Annotated in this window: 13 protein-coding genes; 11 read left to right on the plus strand and 2 right to left on the minus strand. The window is 46.8% G+C overall.

Going from position 1 to position 17,910, the window contains the following annotated elements; translation table 11 throughout:
- Positions 1 to 3: 3 nt before the first annotated feature.
- Positions 4 to 975: a helix-turn-helix transcriptional regulator gene (locus MHB82_RS10810; RefSeq protein ID WP_095358735.1), complete on the minus strand. Its 972-nt coding sequence runs from the start codon at positions 973 to 975 to the stop codon at positions 4 to 6.
- 447 nt (positions 976 to 1,422) lie between these two features.
- Entirely contained in the window at positions 1,423 to 3,450 is a 2,028-nt protein-coding gene (locus tag MHB82_RS10815) for a beta-galactosidase (protein WP_341174655.1), read from the minus strand.
- Positions 3,451 to 3,600: 150 nt separating this feature from the next.
- Between MHB82_RS10815 and MHB82_RS10820 the strand changes: the two genes are divergently transcribed.
- The 11 genes from MHB82_RS10820 to MHB82_RS10870 all read left to right on the plus strand — a co-directional run bounded on the left by MHB82_RS10820 (position 3,601) and on the right by MHB82_RS10870 (position 17,885).
- Entirely contained in the window at positions 3,601 to 4,437 is an 837-nt protein-coding gene (locus MHB82_RS10820) for an AraC family transcriptional regulator (RefSeq protein ID WP_110822643.1), read from the plus strand.
- Positions 4,438 to 4,633: 196 nt separating this feature from the next.
- Positions 4,634 to 5,425, plus strand: coding sequence for an alpha/beta hydrolase (locus MHB82_RS10825; protein ID WP_181429974.1), 792 nt, complete (start codon positions 4,634 to 4,636; stop codon positions 5,423 to 5,425).
- A gap of 48 nt (positions 5,426 to 5,473) precedes the next feature.
- Positions 5,474 to 6,136, plus strand: a complete 663-nt coding sequence (locus MHB82_RS10830) for an SGNH/GDSL hydrolase family protein (protein WP_110822642.1) — start codon at positions 5,474 to 5,476, stop codon at positions 6,134 to 6,136.
- A 14-nt stretch (positions 6,137 to 6,150) separates the two neighbouring features.
- The gene (locus MHB82_RS10835) at positions 6,151 to 7,041 is read left to right on the plus strand and encodes an SMP-30/gluconolactonase/LRE family protein (protein WP_255247864.1); all 891 of its coding nucleotides are present in this window, start codon (positions 6,151 to 6,153) and stop codon (positions 7,039 to 7,041) included.
- A gap of 351 nt (positions 7,042 to 7,392) precedes the next feature.
- Positions 7,393 to 8,922, plus strand: a complete 1,530-nt coding sequence (locus MHB82_RS10840; RefSeq protein ID WP_341174656.1) for a response regulator transcription factor — start codon at positions 7,393 to 7,395, stop codon at positions 8,920 to 8,922.
- Positions 8,923 to 8,940: 18 nt separating this feature from the next.
- Complete coding sequence (locus MHB82_RS10845) at positions 8,941 to 10,713, plus strand: sensor histidine kinase (protein WP_341174657.1); 1,773 nt, start codon at positions 8,941 to 8,943, stop codon at positions 10,711 to 10,713.
- 352 nt (positions 10,714 to 11,065) lie between these two features.
- Positions 11,066 to 12,358, plus strand: coding sequence for an ABC transporter substrate-binding protein (locus MHB82_RS10850; RefSeq protein WP_095358819.1), 1,293 nt, complete (start codon positions 11,066 to 11,068; stop codon positions 12,356 to 12,358).
- Between the two features lie 146 nt (positions 12,359 to 12,504).
- The gene (locus MHB82_RS10855) at positions 12,505 to 13,392 is read left to right on the plus strand and encodes a carbohydrate ABC transporter permease (RefSeq protein WP_095287984.1); all 888 of its coding nucleotides are present in this window, start codon (positions 12,505 to 12,507) and stop codon (positions 13,390 to 13,392) included.
- Positions 13,385 to 14,215, plus strand: a complete 831-nt coding sequence (locus MHB82_RS10860) for a carbohydrate ABC transporter permease (RefSeq protein WP_095358728.1) — start codon at positions 13,385 to 13,387, stop codon at positions 14,213 to 14,215. The genes MHB82_RS10855 and MHB82_RS10860 overlap by 8 nt, the downstream gene beginning before the upstream one ends.
- A gap of 163 nt (positions 14,216 to 14,378) precedes the next feature.
- Positions 14,379 to 17,426 carry a glycoside hydrolase family 2 TIM barrel-domain containing protein gene (locus MHB82_RS10865; protein WP_341174658.1) on the plus strand — a complete coding sequence of 1,016 codons (3,048 nt, stop codon included), beginning with the start codon at positions 14,379 to 14,381 and terminating at the stop codon, positions 17,424 to 17,426.
- Positions 17,427 to 17,579: 153 nt separating this feature from the next.
- Complete coding sequence (locus tag MHB82_RS10870) at positions 17,580 to 17,885, plus strand: hypothetical protein (RefSeq protein ID WP_095358818.1); 306 nt, start codon at positions 17,580 to 17,582, stop codon at positions 17,883 to 17,885.
- The last annotated feature ends 25 nt before the right edge of the window (positions 17,886 to 17,910 follow it).

The raw sequence follows: 17,910 nt of genomic DNA on the forward strand, positions 1-17,910 counted from the left end.
CTTTTATGTAGTTGTACAGGAATTAGGGTTAGCACTCACATACAATCGGTACACGTCCTGGGCATGCTGCCTGATCTCGCTGCGGAGTTCCTCGGGTTCAATGACTTCGGCTTCACGGCCCAGACGATAAAAGAAACGAACAGCCCAATCCCATTGGTCTGCTGGACAGAGGAAAGAAAGTTCCCAGAGATCTGGGGCAATCTCTGTCAATTTCTCACCAATGTGCCTGTCTTGTTCTGCCTCGACCATGGCACTGTAATTTAAACGTGCTCTGATACGAACGGCAGGTTTTTCCAAAGGGCGAGGCTGGCTCAATTCGCGCTCGGCATCTATCGTTAACTGTTCGGTTTTGGAGGAGTCAATAGACTCAGCTTCCAGAATCCGGTCCACTCGAAACACACGCTGTTCCCCATGTTCCTCTGAATATGCATCACAGTACCAGAATCCTGCAGAAGCATAAATGCGAATCGGACGGATCTGGATCCAGCGCTGGCGTGCAGCCGAACGATACAGGATACGCAACCAACCGTGTTCAGGAATGCATGCAAGGAGCGGTTCCAGATGATGAAGAATATAGTTGCGCTCCGGGATACAGTGATTCAGCTGTTTGAGCATGGGATCAATTCGAGCCATGACGTCATCCGGAATAATGCCTTTGATTTTATCCATAACCGTCCAGCGTTTCTCTTGAAAAGGTGTATCTGCATATTGGCTAATTCCCTCAAGAGCGAATATGAGAGTTGCTGCTTCCACCGGATCCAGCTGCAGTGGAGGCAGCACATAACCCTCCATAAGCCGAAAGCCGCCGCCAGGGCCGGAAATAGCAATAATCGGCACGTTCATCTCGGAGAGGGACTGGATATCTCGCAAAATGGTACGACGGGACACTTCAAACTTGTCTGCCAGTGAATGTGCTGTTTCGAGTCCGTGCTGTAATGCCATGACGATGGCAGCAAGCCGATTTATTTTGTTCATGTCAGCCACTCCGTTTCGAGAGTTAGGCCGCCGGAAAGGTTGCCGGAGTGCTAAAGCCATTGTAACAGCCGATTAGTGACATCTTGGGTGTCACCAATCATATGTATGCCTTTAATTTTGCTGAGTAATGGTGAATGAGGGAGCGCTTTTCCGGCAGGGGCCCTTATAATATGTGTCTCGTCCAAATTCGCCCTATGGAGTAATATTTCCTTCTCACCAAAAATCCACAAATGTTGCCAAAAAACCGTATCCGGTTATACGGATACGGTTAGTAGCAGCTAGTATGATGAAAAGAAGATCACATCTAGCTTAATTGATTGAGAATTACGTAATTTTTAAGAAAAAGCATGAGTGTTAAGATTAATTCGTAACAAGTTGTATCGAATGGTTACCAATCGTTCTGTTTTTTGTCTTTTTCAACACGGATAGGATCACTGCATCTCGAACTTACTTCATCTCAAGCAGCTGAACACCGCGGCCCTCAATCTCCACACTACCCGAAAATTCGCGATCCGTTAAGAGGTCCTGTGCCTTGCCATTTCCAAGTTCATACGACTGAGTGGTCGCATTGTGGTTCATGACGAAGAGGTACTGCTTGCCGTCTTTTGTACGTGCGCTTACTTCCACACCATCTGGTGTTTCGAGCAAAGGGTGGATGTTTTTGGCTGCCGCAAGCTGTCCCAGCAGGCCATCCAGGAAGCGTTCTTCCGGATCGGAAGCCACATACCATGCTTCACCCTGACCGAACGTGTTGCGGGTTACGACAGGCATGCCTTGATAGAAATCATCTCCATACTCGGCGATCACTTCAGCACCTTCGCTGTGCAGCAGGTCACACAGCATGCCGCATTCATATTTGCCTTGAAGATCACCATACGTGTCTTTCAGCACGATGCTGTTCTTCTGTTCAGGAAGCAGAGCGTCAATCTCTTCGACCCAGATCCCAAGCAGCTTACGAAGTTCACCTGGGTAACCACCTGTAGTGACGAGGTCACTCTCATTGACAATGCCGCTGAAGAATGTGGTCAGGAACGTACCGCCGGCTTCAACAAACTTCTCCAGTTTGGCTGCAAATCCGGGTTTGACCATATAAAGTACCGGAGCAAGAACGATATCATACTTGCTAAGATCGGTATCCACGCTGACAATATCCACTTGGATATTGCGGCGGAAAAAGGCAGCGTAATATTTGTGAATCTGATCCACATAATTCAGGGCAACGGTAGGACCGCTGGATTTCTCAATGGCCCACCAGTTATCCCAGTCAAACACAATCGCCACTTTGGATTCCACCGTAGCATCCAGTGTTTTGTCACCGAGCAATTGCAGCTCCTTGCCAAGCTGGGCGACTTCGCGGAATACACGTGTATTCTCGTGTCCAACGTGCTCGATGACCGCGCCATGATACTTCTCGCATGCACCGATGGAGCGGCGAAGCTGGAAGAACATAACGGTGTCTGCGCCATGTGCGATCGTCTGATAGCTCCACAGTCGCATCACCCCAGGACGCTTCAGCGAGTTATACGGCTGCCAATTTTGCTGGCTTGGTGTCTGTTCCATTAGCATGAATGGCTGACCATCTTTCAGCCCGCGCATCAGATCATGTGCCATGGCGGTGAAGCTGAATGGTGTGGCAAGACCCGGATAGCTGTCCCAAGAGATGATATCCATATATTTGGCCCATTTGAAATAATCAAGCTGTTTGAAGAATCCCATCAGGTTAGTTGTTACGACCGAATCAGGGACATGCTTCTTAATCGCATCATATTCCAAACGGTAACAATCAAGCATGCTGTCGGAGTTGAAGCGGGAGTAATCAAGGGAAATACCTTGGAACGTCGAGTTGTTGTTACCCCAGTGCTCACTCAGATTGCTTGGCAGAACGATTTCGTCCCAGTCATAGAAGGTGTGGCCCCAGAAGTTGGTGTTCCATGCTTGATTGAGCTGATCGAGAGTCTTGTAACGCTCTTTCAGATACACACGGAAGGCTTTCTCGCAGTTGTCGCAATAGCAGTCTCCGCCATATTCGTTGGAGATGTGCCATACCAGGACAGCAGGATGATCTTTGTAGCGTTCCGCCAGTTTATCGGCAATTTTCTCCGAATATTTGCGATAGGTTGGGCTGTTTGGACAGGAATTATGGCGTCCGCCGAATTTGCGTTTGCGTCCATCAGCATCCACACGCAGTACATCCGGATATTTTTTGGCCATCCACGCAGGATGAGCAGCCGTGCTGGTAGCCAGACAAACGTAGACACCGTTTTCATAGAGACTGTTAATTAATTGATCCAATTCTTCAAATCTATAGGTTACCTCATCAGGCTGAATCAGAGCCCAGGAGAAAACGTTAATTGTGGCAATATCAATCCCTGCCAGTTTAAACATGCGCAGGTCTTCAAGATGGGTCTCGTGATCCCATTGTTCAGGGTTGTAGTCACCGCCATAGAACATTTTGGGTAATTTGCTGCTAATCAATATATTCACCTCTTGTATAAGAATAATTGTATATTATATGATTCAAATAGCTTTTAAAATATAAGAAAAGTAATGATTCATATAAGAATATGGAAATGAGAGAAGCAGCTGTGCATTGGCTGAACGCTTACACATCGAGAGGAGAACACCATGTTAATCTCACCAACACATCGAAGATATTTCATGACTCCGCGCGAAGAGCCGCTCCCGCTGTATATCGAAAGCATCGGTTATAACGGCAATCAGGAGAACGTCCTCAGACCTGCAGGCTATCCTTGTTATCACTGGCTTCAGACGGTGAAGGGAGCAGGGGAGTTCCATTTTGCTGGTTCAACTGTAGTCCTTGGTGAAGGCTCCGGAATTCTCCTGCCTCCGAATGAGCCGCATGAATATGTACCTTCATTAGGGGAATGGGAGACGCTCTATATTACGTTTGGCGGATCCCAGTGTCCGGCCATTACCGAGGCACTTGGACTTGGGGAGGCGGCACTTCATCAATGGGAAGCAGGAAGCCCGCTGGAGAACTACGGCAGGGAGGTGCTGGGTTCCATCGGCAGTGACCAGGACTTGTCCGGACTGGAAGCTTCCGCCGATATGTACCGCTTTTTGATCCTGCTCAAAAAACACGGCATGACTGGCAGCCGGTCATCCATCTCGCATGCCGTGGAACGGCTAGCACCGCTCATTGCATTCATGGACCAGCATTATGCGGATCCCGATATCGGACTTGAACAGATGGCTGCCGTGCCAGGAATTACACCAAGACATTTGAATACGTTGTTTAAACAATCATTCGGCATGACGGCCTACAGCTATTTTATTCTTCTGCGGATTCGCAAATCCAAGGAATGGATGACAGGGAACAGCAAATTGACTGTGAAGGAAACGGCTGCGCGCGTCGGTTTTCGCGATGCGAGCCATTTTGTAGCAACATTCCGGCGAATTGAAGGTGTAACACCTGAGCAGTTTCGAACGTTATATTTATAGCGAAGTAGGGAGGAGTACGGCTCTTAGATTACGGTATCTAACCGTGTTTTTCCGCCCGCGATGTGCCTATGAACAAAAGTGATGCAAGGAAGGTATTGATGCATGGGGGCAGTTGCCGTATGATGATATCGATTCCTTCAATTGGAAAACGAAAGCGGATGATCGTATCCGTTCTACTAAGAGAGGATGATAGAAGTTGACAACAACAACCATTCCATTATGGGATCACGCAGCACCTCATGCGGCTAAAGGGCATGAAGAAGAAATGCCACATCTCATACCTTTTATTCAGCCTGGTTCCGAGAGCGCTGTCATTGTATGTCCCGGCGGCGGTTACGGGTTTCTCGCAGATCACGAAGGAGCCCCAATTGCCGAATTGCTCAACCGTGCTGGTATTAGTGCATTTGTGCTGAAATACCGCGTAGCCCCGCATCAGCATCCGGCACCACTATCCGATGGTCAGCGTGCCATCCGATATGTACGCGCCCATGCCCATGAATTTGGTATCAATCCTTCCAAAATCGCTGTACTCGGCTTTTCTGCAGGCGGCCATCTTACAGCTACACTGGGTACCCTTTATGATAAGGGACAGCCGAATCACGAAGATCCGATTGAGCGTGAAAGCTCACGCCCGGATCGGGTTATTCTCTGTTATCCGGTTATAACGATGGAATCATACGGACATGCTGGTTCGCGCGAAAATCTGTTGGGCCCGGATGCCTCGCCTGAACAGATTAGAGCATTTAGCGCAGAGCAGCAGGTTAAAGCTGACGCACCTGAAGCATTTATCTGGCATACGAGTGATGATCAGGCGGTGCCTGTTGAAAATAGCCTGCGTTATGCACTTGCATTGGGTGCTCAAGGTATTCCTTATGATCTGCATGTATTCGAAAAAGGATCGCATGGTCTGGGCCTTGCTGAAGATGATCATGCCGTTCGGGCGTGGTCGGATCTGTTGCTGACTTGGCTCAAAAATCAAGGATGGTAACCGTTTACCCCTCATTTTAATGCGCTATAGGGCGAAGGAGATACGACTATGAAATTTCAAAAGAATGACAAGCTGCTCTTTATTGGCGATTCCATCACGGACTGTGGTCGTGAACATCCTGTAGGTGAAGGCAGTTCAGGACTTGGACATGGTTACGTTGCACAGGTATACGCACTTTTGCGTTCCATTTATCCGGAGTTGATGCTGCGTATTCAGAATGTGGGTAATAGTGGGAATACCATTCGCGATTTGAAGCAGCGCTGGGACCGTGATGTTATTGATCTGAAGCCCGATTGGTTGACGATCATGATTGGCATTAACGATGTATGGCGTCAGTTCGACCGTCCACTTTCGGCAGATTCGCATGTGTTTTTGGAAGAGTATGAATCCACTTTGAGAGAACTTGTGGCTTCTGTTCGCCCCAATCTAAAAGGACTTGTCTTGATGACCCCATATTACCTGGAGGCCAATCCAGAAGATCCTATGCGCGCGACAATGGATATCTATGGCGAAGCTGTGCGTAGGGTAGCGAATGAGTTTGATGCCATTTTGGTGGATACACAGGCAGCCTTTGTTCCGTTCTGGGATCATTTCTATACGTCAGTTCTGACTTATGACCGTGTTCATCCAGATGCAACAGGCCATATGATTTTATCCAAAGCATTTTTGGATGCCATCGGTTTTGAATGGTCAGGCGGCGCCAAATCATAAAAGGATGTGATTGCTTGAGCAAGCTTAACATTGCAGTACATACCCCGGCACGGCTGGGGGAAGGTCCAAGCTGGGATGCAGAAAACAATCGTTTGTTATGGGTGGATATCGAAAGTTACAAGGTGCATGTCTATGATCCTCAAACAGGGCAGGATCAGGCTTACGACGTAGGTGAACATGTGGGTGCTGTTGTTCCCTATCGCGGCGATGAAGTTGTTGTGGCGCTCCGAAGCGGGTTCCATACCTACCATCTGAGCACGGGAGAATTGAAGGCAATCGAGGATCCCGAGAGCGACAAAGCCACCAATCGATTCAATGATGGGAAATGTGATTCCCTTGGTCGGTTCTGGGCGGGTACAATGAGTTTGCATGATGAAAGTAAAGCAGGCTCACTGTATTGTCTCGAGGAAGGCAAACCGGTTAGAACCATGGTTCGAGATGTGTCTACCTCCAATGGACTTGGCTGGAGTCCGGATGAGCAAACGATGTACTATATCGATACCCCTACACGTTCCATTGACCGATTTGATTTTGATCTCGCAGCAGGTGAAATCACGAATCGAACAAGTGTTATTTCGGTACCGGAGGACTTTGGTTTCCCTGACGGAATGACGGTGGATAGCGAGGGCATGTTGTGGGTTGCTCATTGGGGCGGCGCAAGAGTGACACGGTGGAACCCGCACAACGGAGAATTACTGGAGCAGATTGAAGTGCCTGCAGACCAGGTAACCTCCTGTTGTTTCGGCGGACCTGACTTGGAGGATCTCTATATCACAACTGCGCGAATAGGCATCAGTGAGGAACGTTTGGTGGAGACGCCTGATGCCGGTTCTGTCTTTGTGGTTAGGCCCGGTGTTAGAGGGCAGAAGACCCATGCGTATGGCAGAGTGCATCAGGCTGACTAAATCACAGCAGGAATTTCAATGTACATGAAGAGTTTTGGTTTGTTCAAGTAATCATTGAACTTTAAGTAGATCGTAAGATATGATAAGGAGTCCTGGAACACCCATTGTCTTTAGGTGAACCATGGCTTCTTTTTTTGTCGAAAAATAGTGTAAAATGAATGAGTGGATTTTCTTTCAGGAATACGTCTGGCTTTCAATTTCCATTGATTTAACAACGATTTTGGGATATAAAGAGAGAACCAAACTTTAAAATTGTTGTAACCGCTAACACTGGGGACCCGTTATATCCGATATAAAAAAGGTATAACCTGTAGAGACATAGAGGAAAGATTAGACAAGGGGGTCGCGATCATGAACCGGTTGTGCAAGGTGCTGATTGTTGACGATGAGTTTCTGGTACGCCAGGGGATCAAGCATCATATGAATTGGGAATCGGAAGGATTCCAGATTGTTGGGGAAGCGTCCAATGGCGAAGAAGGCCTGGAACAGGTGCGTTTGCTGAAGCCTGACATCGTCATAACCGACATTGTGATGCCACTAATGGACGGTGAAGCGTTTGTACGAACGCTTAAAGCGAGCCAGCCGCAGATCGAAGTCATTGTGCTCAGCAGCTTCAGTGAATTCGAATATGTGCGTTCGACACTTCAGCACGGAGCTGCAGATTACATTTTGAAACCAAAGCTGGACACCGACGAGCTGCTGCAGGTACTTCAGCGAACGGCCGGGAAAATTCCTGAACTGCAGTATGAGCCTTCAAATGAAGGGTGGAAGCTGGGACAGTTTATGGAGAAGATGATATCCGGTTTTGCATTGGAAGATGAAAAAGATATGGCTATGGTCAGGGACACGTTTCCACATCATTGTTTTCGCCTCCTTGTTTCCGGGAAGCATTCGCACTTGAGTCAGAAGGATACCGAAAGCAAGCTGCTAAATTACCTTGCCGATGTGGAATGTGCTATGGTACCGGTGGAAAGTGAAATGCCTATATTCCTTTTGAATGTAGACCCTGCCAAAGAGGAGTGGATGATCGGGCGGATCAAAGAGATGGCCATTGAAAATGGAGCAGGCATTAATGGTCCCAGCTGGGTCTTAAGTGACAGCTTTACATCATTTGATCAGATGGGTGAAGTGTACCGTAATCAACTTATTAAACTCATGGAATATCGGTTTTATTATGAGGAACGTTCAATTCTTGTCTTCAGCGAACTTCCACCACTGCATACGGCAGGTTACCAGTTTAATGTGAATATGTTTTTGCAGCACGTAAAGCGGAATCGTACCGAGTCAGCCAGGGAGTATTTGAAAGAGCATGCCCTTACCCTGGGACGTGACTACATTGCGGATGTGTTCGAAATCAAATCCTTTTTGGGCAATCTGATTTTCAACGTAACGATTACCCTTGCGGATATGGATGTACAATCTTCGGCTCTGGAAGAGAGCAAGTATTCTTATTTCAAAAACGTGGACGGAGCTTCAAGCCTGAATGAAGCCATGCAGGTGCTTGATCAGTTCATGCTTGAAGTGCAGGAATGCACGGCTGGTGATGGAGGAAAACGCAGTGACCCCAATATGAAGATGCTGCTTGAATATATGCATGAGCATTTCGATCAACCGCTCGGTCTCGCTGAAGTCGCGAAGCATTTTCATTTTAATCCATCGTATCTATCGAGTTATTTTTCGTCACATAAAAAAGAAGGATTCAACGAATATCTGAACAAAATTCGCATTGAGAAGGCAGAAGAACTATTGCGATCGGATGATGTTACCATTTCCGAAATCAGCAGCATGGTAGGCTATTCGGATCACAGCTATTTCTGCAAAGTGTTCAAAAAATTTACCGGACTGTCACCAAGCCGATATCGTCGGAAATTCTGGGCATAAAGTCAGAAGGAATAGATCATGAAGAAATGGATGAACGGATTATCACGTCTCGGATTGTTTCCTAAGCTGTTTCTCGTCATGGTGATTAGCATCATTCTCGTTTCCGTACTTATTTTATGGACTACCGTCCATATGTCGACGAAGCTGTTTACCGAGACATTTAGCATCACCAACTCCAAGGTGCTTAGTCAGATTAAGACCACCTTCGAATCCTTTAATGATGCGATTGCGGCCGTCTCCAACAACGTAAGCCAAAGCGGGGCCATTCGCGGCTATCTGTCCGAGGGAGAAGGGGATTCTCTCACGATGGCTAAGTCCTATTATAATATGAGGGAATCGATGGACCGTATCCAGTCCATTATGGAATCCTATGAGGTTGGCATTACGATTAGCGGAATTAATGGGCGTACCTATTCTACGGACCGGTCCCACCTGAGGATGTCGCTGGAGGAGTTGAGAGAACTGCCGATTACGATCGACGCGGTGGAGACACCGAATCGGTTGATTTTTGACGATTACCGAACGGACACCGACGTTGGCACAGAGCAGATGATCTCCGCTACCAAAGCACTGGCGGATCGAACCCAGAGCCGGATTTACGGAACGCTTTATGTAACCATCAAAGAGAATGTGTTCCGTCAGTTCTACAGCAGTTTCACGAGCAGAGGCAACGATGTAGTCATCCTCAATGAAAATGGGGAAATTGTATCTTCCAACCGGGAGGAATGGATTGGTACGAAGCAGCTGGAGCTTTTATCTTATGCCAGACAAATGGCCACGAAGAGCGAGAATAATGGTATAAACGCAAAGGTAATGGAGCAGGACAGCGTAGTATTATCCGAATATCTGCCGTTTTACCGTTTCTATATTATTAATGTCGTTGATAAGAATCAGGCTGTGGGACAATTGCTTGATCTCAAAACCATTGCCTTGATTTGTGCAGCCATTGTAGCTGGGGCGCTTGTACTGGTGTTTCTAATCACCAACCAGATTACAAAGTCGCTGCGCAGGCTTGTGAAGCAAATGTCCAATATTACAAAAAGCGATCTCGATAACTACATTCCGGTTAGTGGAAGTTATGAGAGCAGGCAGCTTGGTCACGCGTACAATTACATGCTTGATGAGCTTCATGACTATGTGGATCAGCTCGTATTGACCCAGCGGGAACAGCGCAATGCAGAACTTGCGGCATTGCAAAGCCAGATCAATCCTCATTTTCTGTATAACACCTTGGCTTCGGTGAAGGTACTCGTGCAGCAGGGAAACAAGGATCGGGCAGCAGAGACGATTAATGCATTGATTGCCTTACTGCAAAATACGATCAGTGATGTAAGCGAGACGGTCACGGTAGAGCAGGAAGTGGAGAACCTGAGGAACTATGTCTTCATCAATCATGTCCGTTATGGTGGACGAATCAAAGCGGCCTTCTATGTAGCACCCGACTGTAATCACTACCATGTACCCAAACTTGTCATCCAACCGTTTATTGAAAATGCCTTCTTTCACGCCTTTAACCGCAAAGAGACCGGCACCATTCATGTTCTTGTTTCTCGGACAGGAGAAACACTGATATGTGAGATCATGGATAACGGAGATGGTATTGAAGGGTTCTCAATGGGCGAATCATTGCCTAATCCCAAAAATAATCGGCAGCTGTTTAGCGGCATTGGTATTCGTAATGTACATGACCGAATTGAACTGCTGTATGGTGCCCCTTACGGTGTGACCATTATGAGTACCCCAGGCGAGGGGACAAGAGTGACGGTCACACTTCCGCTGATTACAAGCTGAAGAAATGGCGCAAATGCAATATGAGTGTACAAACACGGATCAAAAGTCTTTCTGTGGAGTGGTCTCCACACGAAGGGCTTTTTTTGTTTTGGTAAATGAAAGCGGTGTTTTGCTTGAATGGTAAAATTTTTGGCTCGATCTACTCCAAAATCAAAAGGAATTACCAAAAGCCAAATTTAATGCAAACGGTTTCTGTAAAGGTTTTCATTGTGGCAATAAGATGACAAATCCGTACAAAATTATTACTAACGAATGCCGATTTGGGAATGATAAGATGAATACATCGAAAGCAACCGCTTTCAGAAAACGCAAACAAATTACACACAAAGAGGTTGAAGGGGAGTTGAATGATTTGAAAAAAATGTGGGTATTGATGCTCGTTACTGTCCTGCTGTTGTCCGCATGTTCTTCCGGAGGAGGAGGCAACACGGCTAGCGAGGGTGAAAAAGAATCCAATGAGATTACGATCTGGGCATGGGACCCGTCGTTCAACATTGCTGCATTGAATACAGCAAAAGAAGCTTACGCTAAAGATCATCCTGATGTAAAAATCAACGTTGTTGAATACGCACAAAATGATATTATCCAAAAACTTAACACAGGTCTGAACTCGGGAACAAGCAACGGTCTTCCAAACATCGTACTAATTGAAGACTACCGTGCACAAAGCTTCCTGAATGCTTACCCTGATGCCTTCAAGGATCTGTCTTCCAATTTCACGGCTTCTGACTTTGCCGATTACAAATTGGGACCGACAGCTTATGACGGCAAACAATATGGTGTTCCATTTGACTCCGGTGTAACAGGTCTCTACTACAGAACCGACCTGCTGGAGCAAGCTGGTTACAAAGCTGAAGATCTGCAAGATATTACGTGGGATGATTACATCCAAATTGGTAAAGATGTAAAAGCAAAAACAGGTAAAGATCTGATCACTCTGGATCCGAATGACCTGGGTCTGATTCGTATGATGATTCAATCCGCAGGTTCATGGTACTCCAAAGAAGATGGCAAAACACCAAACTTGGCTGGCAATGAAGCACTGAAAGAAGCATTTGTCACTTACAAAGCAATGATGGACGCCAATGTGGTTAAACTGAACTCCGACTGGAGCCAGTTCGTAGCAGCATTCAACAATGGTGACGTATCCACTATCCCAACAGGTAACTGGATTACACCATCCGTTCGTCAAGAAGCATCCCAATCCGGACAATGGGCGGTAGCTCCGCTTCCTAAAATGGCTGGTCAACCAAACTCTGTACATGCATCCAACCTTGGAGGAAGCTCCTGGTATGTCATGAACAATGTTCCTGGTGCAGATCAAGCTGCAGATTTCCTCGGCAGTACGTTTGGTTCTGACAAACAATTGTATCAAGACCTTCTGAACGGTATTGGCGCAATCGGAACATACAAACCGGCAACTGAAGGTGAAGCGTTTAACAAAGAAGATGAGTTCTTCGGTGGACAAAAAGTGTTTGCAGACTTCGCAAAATGGACTGAAGAAATCCCTAGCGTAAACTACGGTATCAACACATATGCAATTGAGGACATTCTGGTTGTTGAAATGCAAAACTTCCTGAACGGCAAAGCAATCGACGACGTTCTGGCTGATGCACAAAAACAAGCTGAAGCTCAACTAAACTAAGATGATCCACGGTAACTTATAGAACCCAAGGAAGCATCGGAGCCGTTCCACCGTCTGGCGAAGCACACTGCCGACCGGACATGGTGGAAGGCTCCATGGGTTCTATCCATGTTGCATGGAGAGAGAGGAGCCATACTGTGAAAGCCATGAATACAGGAGACAGTCTCCAAAAGAAAAATAATTTGACTGGATGGGCTTTTATTTCACTCGCTGTCATCGGGATTGTTGCATTTTACTTCTATCCGATGCTGCAGGCACTGCTCTTATCTTTCAAGTCTGGCGTGGGTGCCAATCTTGAATTTACGGGGCTCGATAACTATAAAAGGTTGTTTATTGATACAACATTCCGTACAGCCGTATCGAATACATTTTTGTATCTGATCATTCAAGTCCCTGTCATGATCATTCTCGGATTGTTCATTTCCGTTCTGTTGAATGACAGCACACTGCGCTTCCGCAGCTTTTTCCGTACTGCAATCTTTTTGCCTTGTGTAACCTCACTGGTTGCTTACTCTGTTGTATTTAAGTATTTGTTCTCTGCAGATGGAATGGTCAATCAATTCCTGATGAATCTGCATGTCATTGCTGAACCGATTCAATGGATCACCGACCCCTTCTGGGCTAAAATTACGATCATAATCGCCGTTACTTGGCGTTGGACCGGATATAACATGATTTTCTATCTGTCTTCCCTGCAAAATATTGATCAATCCATCTATGAAGCAGCACGTATTGATGGTGCAAATGCATTTACTCAATTTTTCAAAATTACAGTACCATTGCTCAAACCGATTATCCTGTTCACGTCCATTACATCAACGATTGGTACCTTGCAAATCTTTGATGAAATCATGAATATCACCAAGGGTGGACCGGGTAATGCAACGATGTCCATCTCGCAATACATCTATAACCTTTCGTTCAAATATTCACCGGACTTCGGTTATGCGGCAACCGTTTCGTATTCCATCGTGCTGATGATTATTGTATTGTCCATCATCCAGTTTAAAGTGGCAGGTGATAAAAATGGCTAAGAACAAAGTGAAACGCATTTTCACCTATGTATTCCTGTCCCTTGTGGCCTTCATATCGATCTTCCCATTTTTCTGGATGCTCGTCAGCTCCACGAATGCTTCGGTAGATGTCACCAAAGGCAGATTGTTACCCGGCTCGGCTTTCATAGATAACTTCACTAAGCTGCTGGATACGACCAATCTGGTACAGGCACTGGGCAACTCGGCCATTGTGTCCATTATTTCCACAGTGCTTGCATTGTTGATTGGTTCCATGGCTGGTTACGGTTTTGAAGTATACCGGACGAAATCACGTGATATCGTCTTCAACATCCTGCTGCTTTCCATGATGATTCCGTTCGCAGCCTTGATGGTACCGCTCTATCGGATGTTTGCAACCATCTCGGGAATTGCACCGTTTATGGGGATCAATACAATGGCGGCAGTCATTCTGCCAACGATCACAACGGCCTTCCTGATCTTCTTCTTCCGTCAGAACACCAAAATGTTCCCGAAAGAGATGCTTGAAGCAGGCCGGATCGATGGTCTTAGCGAACTGGGTATCTTCCTGAAGATCTACATGCCTACAATGAAAACAACATATGCGGCAGCAGCGATCATTACATTCATGAGCAGCTGGAATAACTACCTGTGGCCACTCGTTGTGCTGCAGACACCAGATCAACAAACGATTCCTTTGCTGATCTCCAACCTCGGCTCCAGTTACTCGCCGGATTATGGGGTGATCATGACAGCGATAGTCATCGCCACGCTGCCTACAGCATTAGTGTTCTTCATTATGCAGAAACACTTTGTCGCTGGTATGGTTGGTTCTGTGAAATAAAGGAATAGTGGATGTCATCTGAAAAGGCTGATGTAGAAAAAAACGCAGAGGACACCAGCAATGGTGTACCTCTGTCTTTCTGTTTGTTATTGGAAGAGGAAATACAGGTTTGAATCTTGAATAATTCATATTATACAATTCGCACTAGAGGGAGAGAGAGCCGATGAAAGCAACACAAGCAGATATCAACTGGCTGGGAAATGTAAGCGTTTTTGAGGTCAACCGTCTAAACGCTTACTCGGATCATCGTTATTACAGCACCATGGAGGAAGCTCAGGCTGCAGGAACCATGAAAATGCGTTATGACCTGAACGGAACCTGGAAATTCAATTATGCCATCCGTCCGGATTGTCGGCCGGAGCTGTTCTACCAATCGGATTACTCCAGTGAAGGCTGGGATGATATCGAAGTGCCTGGTCACATTCAGCTTCAAGGATATGGCCAAATTCAATATGTAAATACACAATACCCTTGGGATGGATTGAACGAACTGCGTCCGCCAGCACTGCCACAGGACAAAAATGCAGTTGGAAGCTACATTCGGACGTTCCACCTGCCATCAGAATGGCAGAACAATCCGGTATTTATTTCCTTTCAGGGAGTGGAATCCGCATTCTATGTGTGGCTTAATGGACAGTTCGTGGGATACGGTGAAGATAGCTTCACCCCATCGGATTTCGATCTGACACCGTTCCTTCAGGATGGAGAGAACAAACTGGCTGTGGAAGTATATCAACGCAGCACGGGCAGCTGGCTGGAAGACCAGGATTTCTGGCGCTTTTCCGGCATTTTCAGAGACGTATATCTCTATACGGTACCGGCAGCGCATATCCGGGACCTGCGTGTGGTAACAGATCTGGACCCATCTTATACCAACGGTACGCTGAACCTCGATCTGAAGCTGGAAGGTAAAGCTGCTGCGGGAGCACGAGTTGAAGCTGAGCTGCGTGATGCTGAAGGGAACGCTTTGAGAACATTTGGTGGTGTGGAAGTTACGAATGGTCTGGTTAGTCTTCGGGAAGAGTTCGGCAAGGTAAACTTGTGGAGTGCGGAGATTCCGTATTTGTATCGTTTATACATCCGTGTATATGATGCTGCAGGGCAGCTGGTTGAAGTGGTTCCTCAGTCCGTTGGTTTCCGCAAGTTCGAAATGATCGATAAAGTGATGCATATCAACGGTAAACGCATTGTATTCAAAGGAGTAAACCGTCACGAGTTCAACCCGCGTCGTGGCCGTGCCATTACCAAAGAGGACATGCTCTGGGATGTGCGTACCATCAAACAGAACAATATGAATGCGGTTCGTACATCACATTATCCGAATCAAAGCTTGTGGTATGAATTGTGTGATGAATACGGGTTGTATGTTATTGATGAGATGAACCTGGAGACACATGGTTCCTGGCAAAAGCTTGGCGCCGTTGAGCCTTCCTGGGTCATTCCTGGAGATAAACCAGAGTGGCATGACATTGTCATGGACCGGGCTGTATCCATGGTGGAGCGTGACAAAAACCATCCGTCCATTCTGATCTGGTCCTGTGGTAACGAGTCACACGGCGGCGAAGTCATCTACAAAGTATCCCAATACTTCAAATCGGCTGACCCAACACGTCTGGTGCACTATGAGGGAGTCTTCCATGATCGTCGTTTTGATGAGACAAGTGATATGGAGAGTCGCATGTATGCCAAGCCAGCAGACATTGAGGAATTCCTGAATGCGAATCCGACCAAGCCTTACATCAGCTGTGAGTACATGCATGCCATGGGTAACTCCATCGGTGGCATGCACAAATATACGGAATTGGAAGACAAATACCCGATGTATCAGGGTGGATTCATCTGGGATTACATCGATCAATCCATTTACAAGAAAGACCGTTACGGCAAGGAATACCTCGCATACGGCGGCGATTTCGGCGATCGTCCTTCGGACTACTCGTTCTGTGGGAACGGCATCGTGCATGCGGATCGCAAAGTAACGGCCAAAATGCAGGAAGTGAAGTTCCTTTATCAAAATATCAAGTTGTTCCCGGATCGTGAAGGGGTCAAAATCGTTAATGGCAACCTGTTCGCAGATACATCAGCATTGGAACTGGTGTACAGTTTGGAACGTGAGGGACATGAAGTGCTGCGCGGAACGTTGGAAGTCAATGTACCTGCACAAAGCGAGAAAACAGTAAGTCTTCCGCTGGATGCAGATACTCTGGCTGGTGGCGAATATGCGGTTAATGCTGCGTTTGTTCTCAAAGAGGCTACCCTCTGGGCGGATAAAGGGGACGAAGTCGCGTTTGGTCAATTTATCTTCGCACAAGATTCGGCTGCAACAGCTGCAGAGGATCTGAATCTGACAAATGATATTCAGGTGGTTGAAGGGGATGTGAATATTGGTGTCCGTGTAGGTCAAACTCACGTACTGTTCTCCAAAGCCTTCGGAACTTTGGTATCCCTCAAACTGTCAGGCCGTGAGACGATTGCTCAGCCTCCTGCGCCATTGTTCTGGCGGGCAACGACGGATAATGATAAAGGGACTGCCATGGGCTTTGAACTTGGTGCGTGGTATGCCGCTAGTCTGCTGCCAAGATGTGCCGAGTGGAAGGCAGAACAGAAACCGGATCAATATCGCATTGAATTCACGTACAAGCTCAACATTTCTGCAGATGTGCAGGTAAAAGTGACTTATACTGTGCGTGCAGATGGAAGCGTGCATGTTCATAACGCCTATAAAGGTACAGCAGGATTGCCTGACCTTCCGATTCATGCCTTGTCTTTCAAAACGTCACCGGAATATGGCAACGTGGAATGGCTGGCCATGGGTCCGGAAGAAAACTATGCGGATCGTGCATTTGGAGCACGCTTGGGCATTCATGGCAGTAAAGTGGCAAATACGGTTGCTCCATACCTGGTACCACAGGAATCGGGCAACCGCACAGGAGTACGCTGGGCGAAACTGATGGATGATGCAGGACGCGGCTTCAAAATTGAAGCTTCTGCAGCTCCCGTTGAGCTAAATGTATCGCCGTATACGGCATTCGAACTGGAAAACGCGCAGCATGTATACGAGCTGCCGCCAGTGCACTATACAGTGGTTACTGTAGCTGGCAAACAGATGGGTGTTGGCGGTGATGATAGCTGGGGTGCGCCGGTTCATCCGGAATATCGCATTGCCTCGGACGGCGAACTGGAATTTGAATTTGTCATTCGTTCACTGTAAGAGTCATTTCAAATAAATAGAGAACAGGGGTCCCCGTATATCGGAGGCCTCTGTTTTTTATTGTTGGAAGAAAAGTGGAAAATTGCATTTCGTGAAACCGCTATCGAAGCTGTTTCGTACTGTACGAGACATGGATTGAAGGGGGGCAACATTATGAGTAGAAAGGCAAAAACGGGCGTATGGGTTACCGTCCTGGCTGTACTCGGTATCATTGTGGGGTGTTTCATCTGGTATTTCAATACGGCTTCGGGTGAACGGGCGCTGAAAACGATGAGATCCAACAACTCCGGGGGTCTGGAGCGGATTGTTAAGGTGTACAGTGACTCTGGTGAGTTGATTCAGACCTATGAAGGGAAAATCGATGTGCAGGATACGGAATATGGCAATAAAGTGTTATTTGATCTGAATGGAAAACGTGTTGTGATCTACAACGCAACGGTTATTACAGAAGAGAAGTAACATGGAAACGCAAAATATTTCTTGG

Source organism: Paenibacillus sp. FSL K6-2862 (genome assembly GCF_038005125.1).
In the GTDB taxonomy this organism is placed as follows: domain Bacteria; phylum Bacillota; class Bacilli; order Paenibacillales; family Paenibacillaceae; genus Paenibacillus; species Paenibacillus illinoisensis_A.

Coding starts and splice junctions, on each gene's coding strand:
- MHB82_RS10810 (WP_095358735.1), bottom strand. CDS start 975: ATGAACAAAATAAATCGGCTTGCTGCCATCGTCATGGCATTACAGCAC.
- MHB82_RS10820 (WP_110822643.1), top strand. CDS start 3,601: ATGTTAATCTCACCAACACATCGAAGATATTTCATGACTCCGCGCGAA.
- MHB82_RS10830 (WP_110822642.1), top strand. CDS start 5,474: ATGAAATTTCAAAAGAATGACAAGCTGCTCTTTATTGGCGATTCCATC.
- MHB82_RS10840 (WP_341174656.1), top strand. CDS start 7,393: ATGAACCGGTTGTGCAAGGTGCTGATTGTTGACGATGAGTTTCTGGTA.
- MHB82_RS10845 (WP_341174657.1), top strand. CDS start 8,941: ATGAAGAAATGGATGAACGGATTATCACGTCTCGGATTGTTTCCTAAG.
- MHB82_RS10855 (WP_095287984.1), top strand. CDS start 12,505: ATGAATACAGGAGACAGTCTCCAAAAGAAAAATAATTTGACTGGATGG.
- MHB82_RS10860 (WP_095358728.1), top strand. CDS start 13,385: ATGGCTAAGAACAAAGTGAAACGCATTTTCACCTATGTATTCCTGTCC.
- MHB82_RS10865 (WP_341174658.1), top strand. CDS start 14,379: ATGAAAGCAACACAAGCAGATATCAACTGGCTGGGAAATGTAAGCGTT.
- MHB82_RS10870 (WP_095358818.1), top strand. CDS start 17,580: ATGAGTAGAAAGGCAAAAACGGGCGTATGGGTTACCGTCCTGGCTGTA.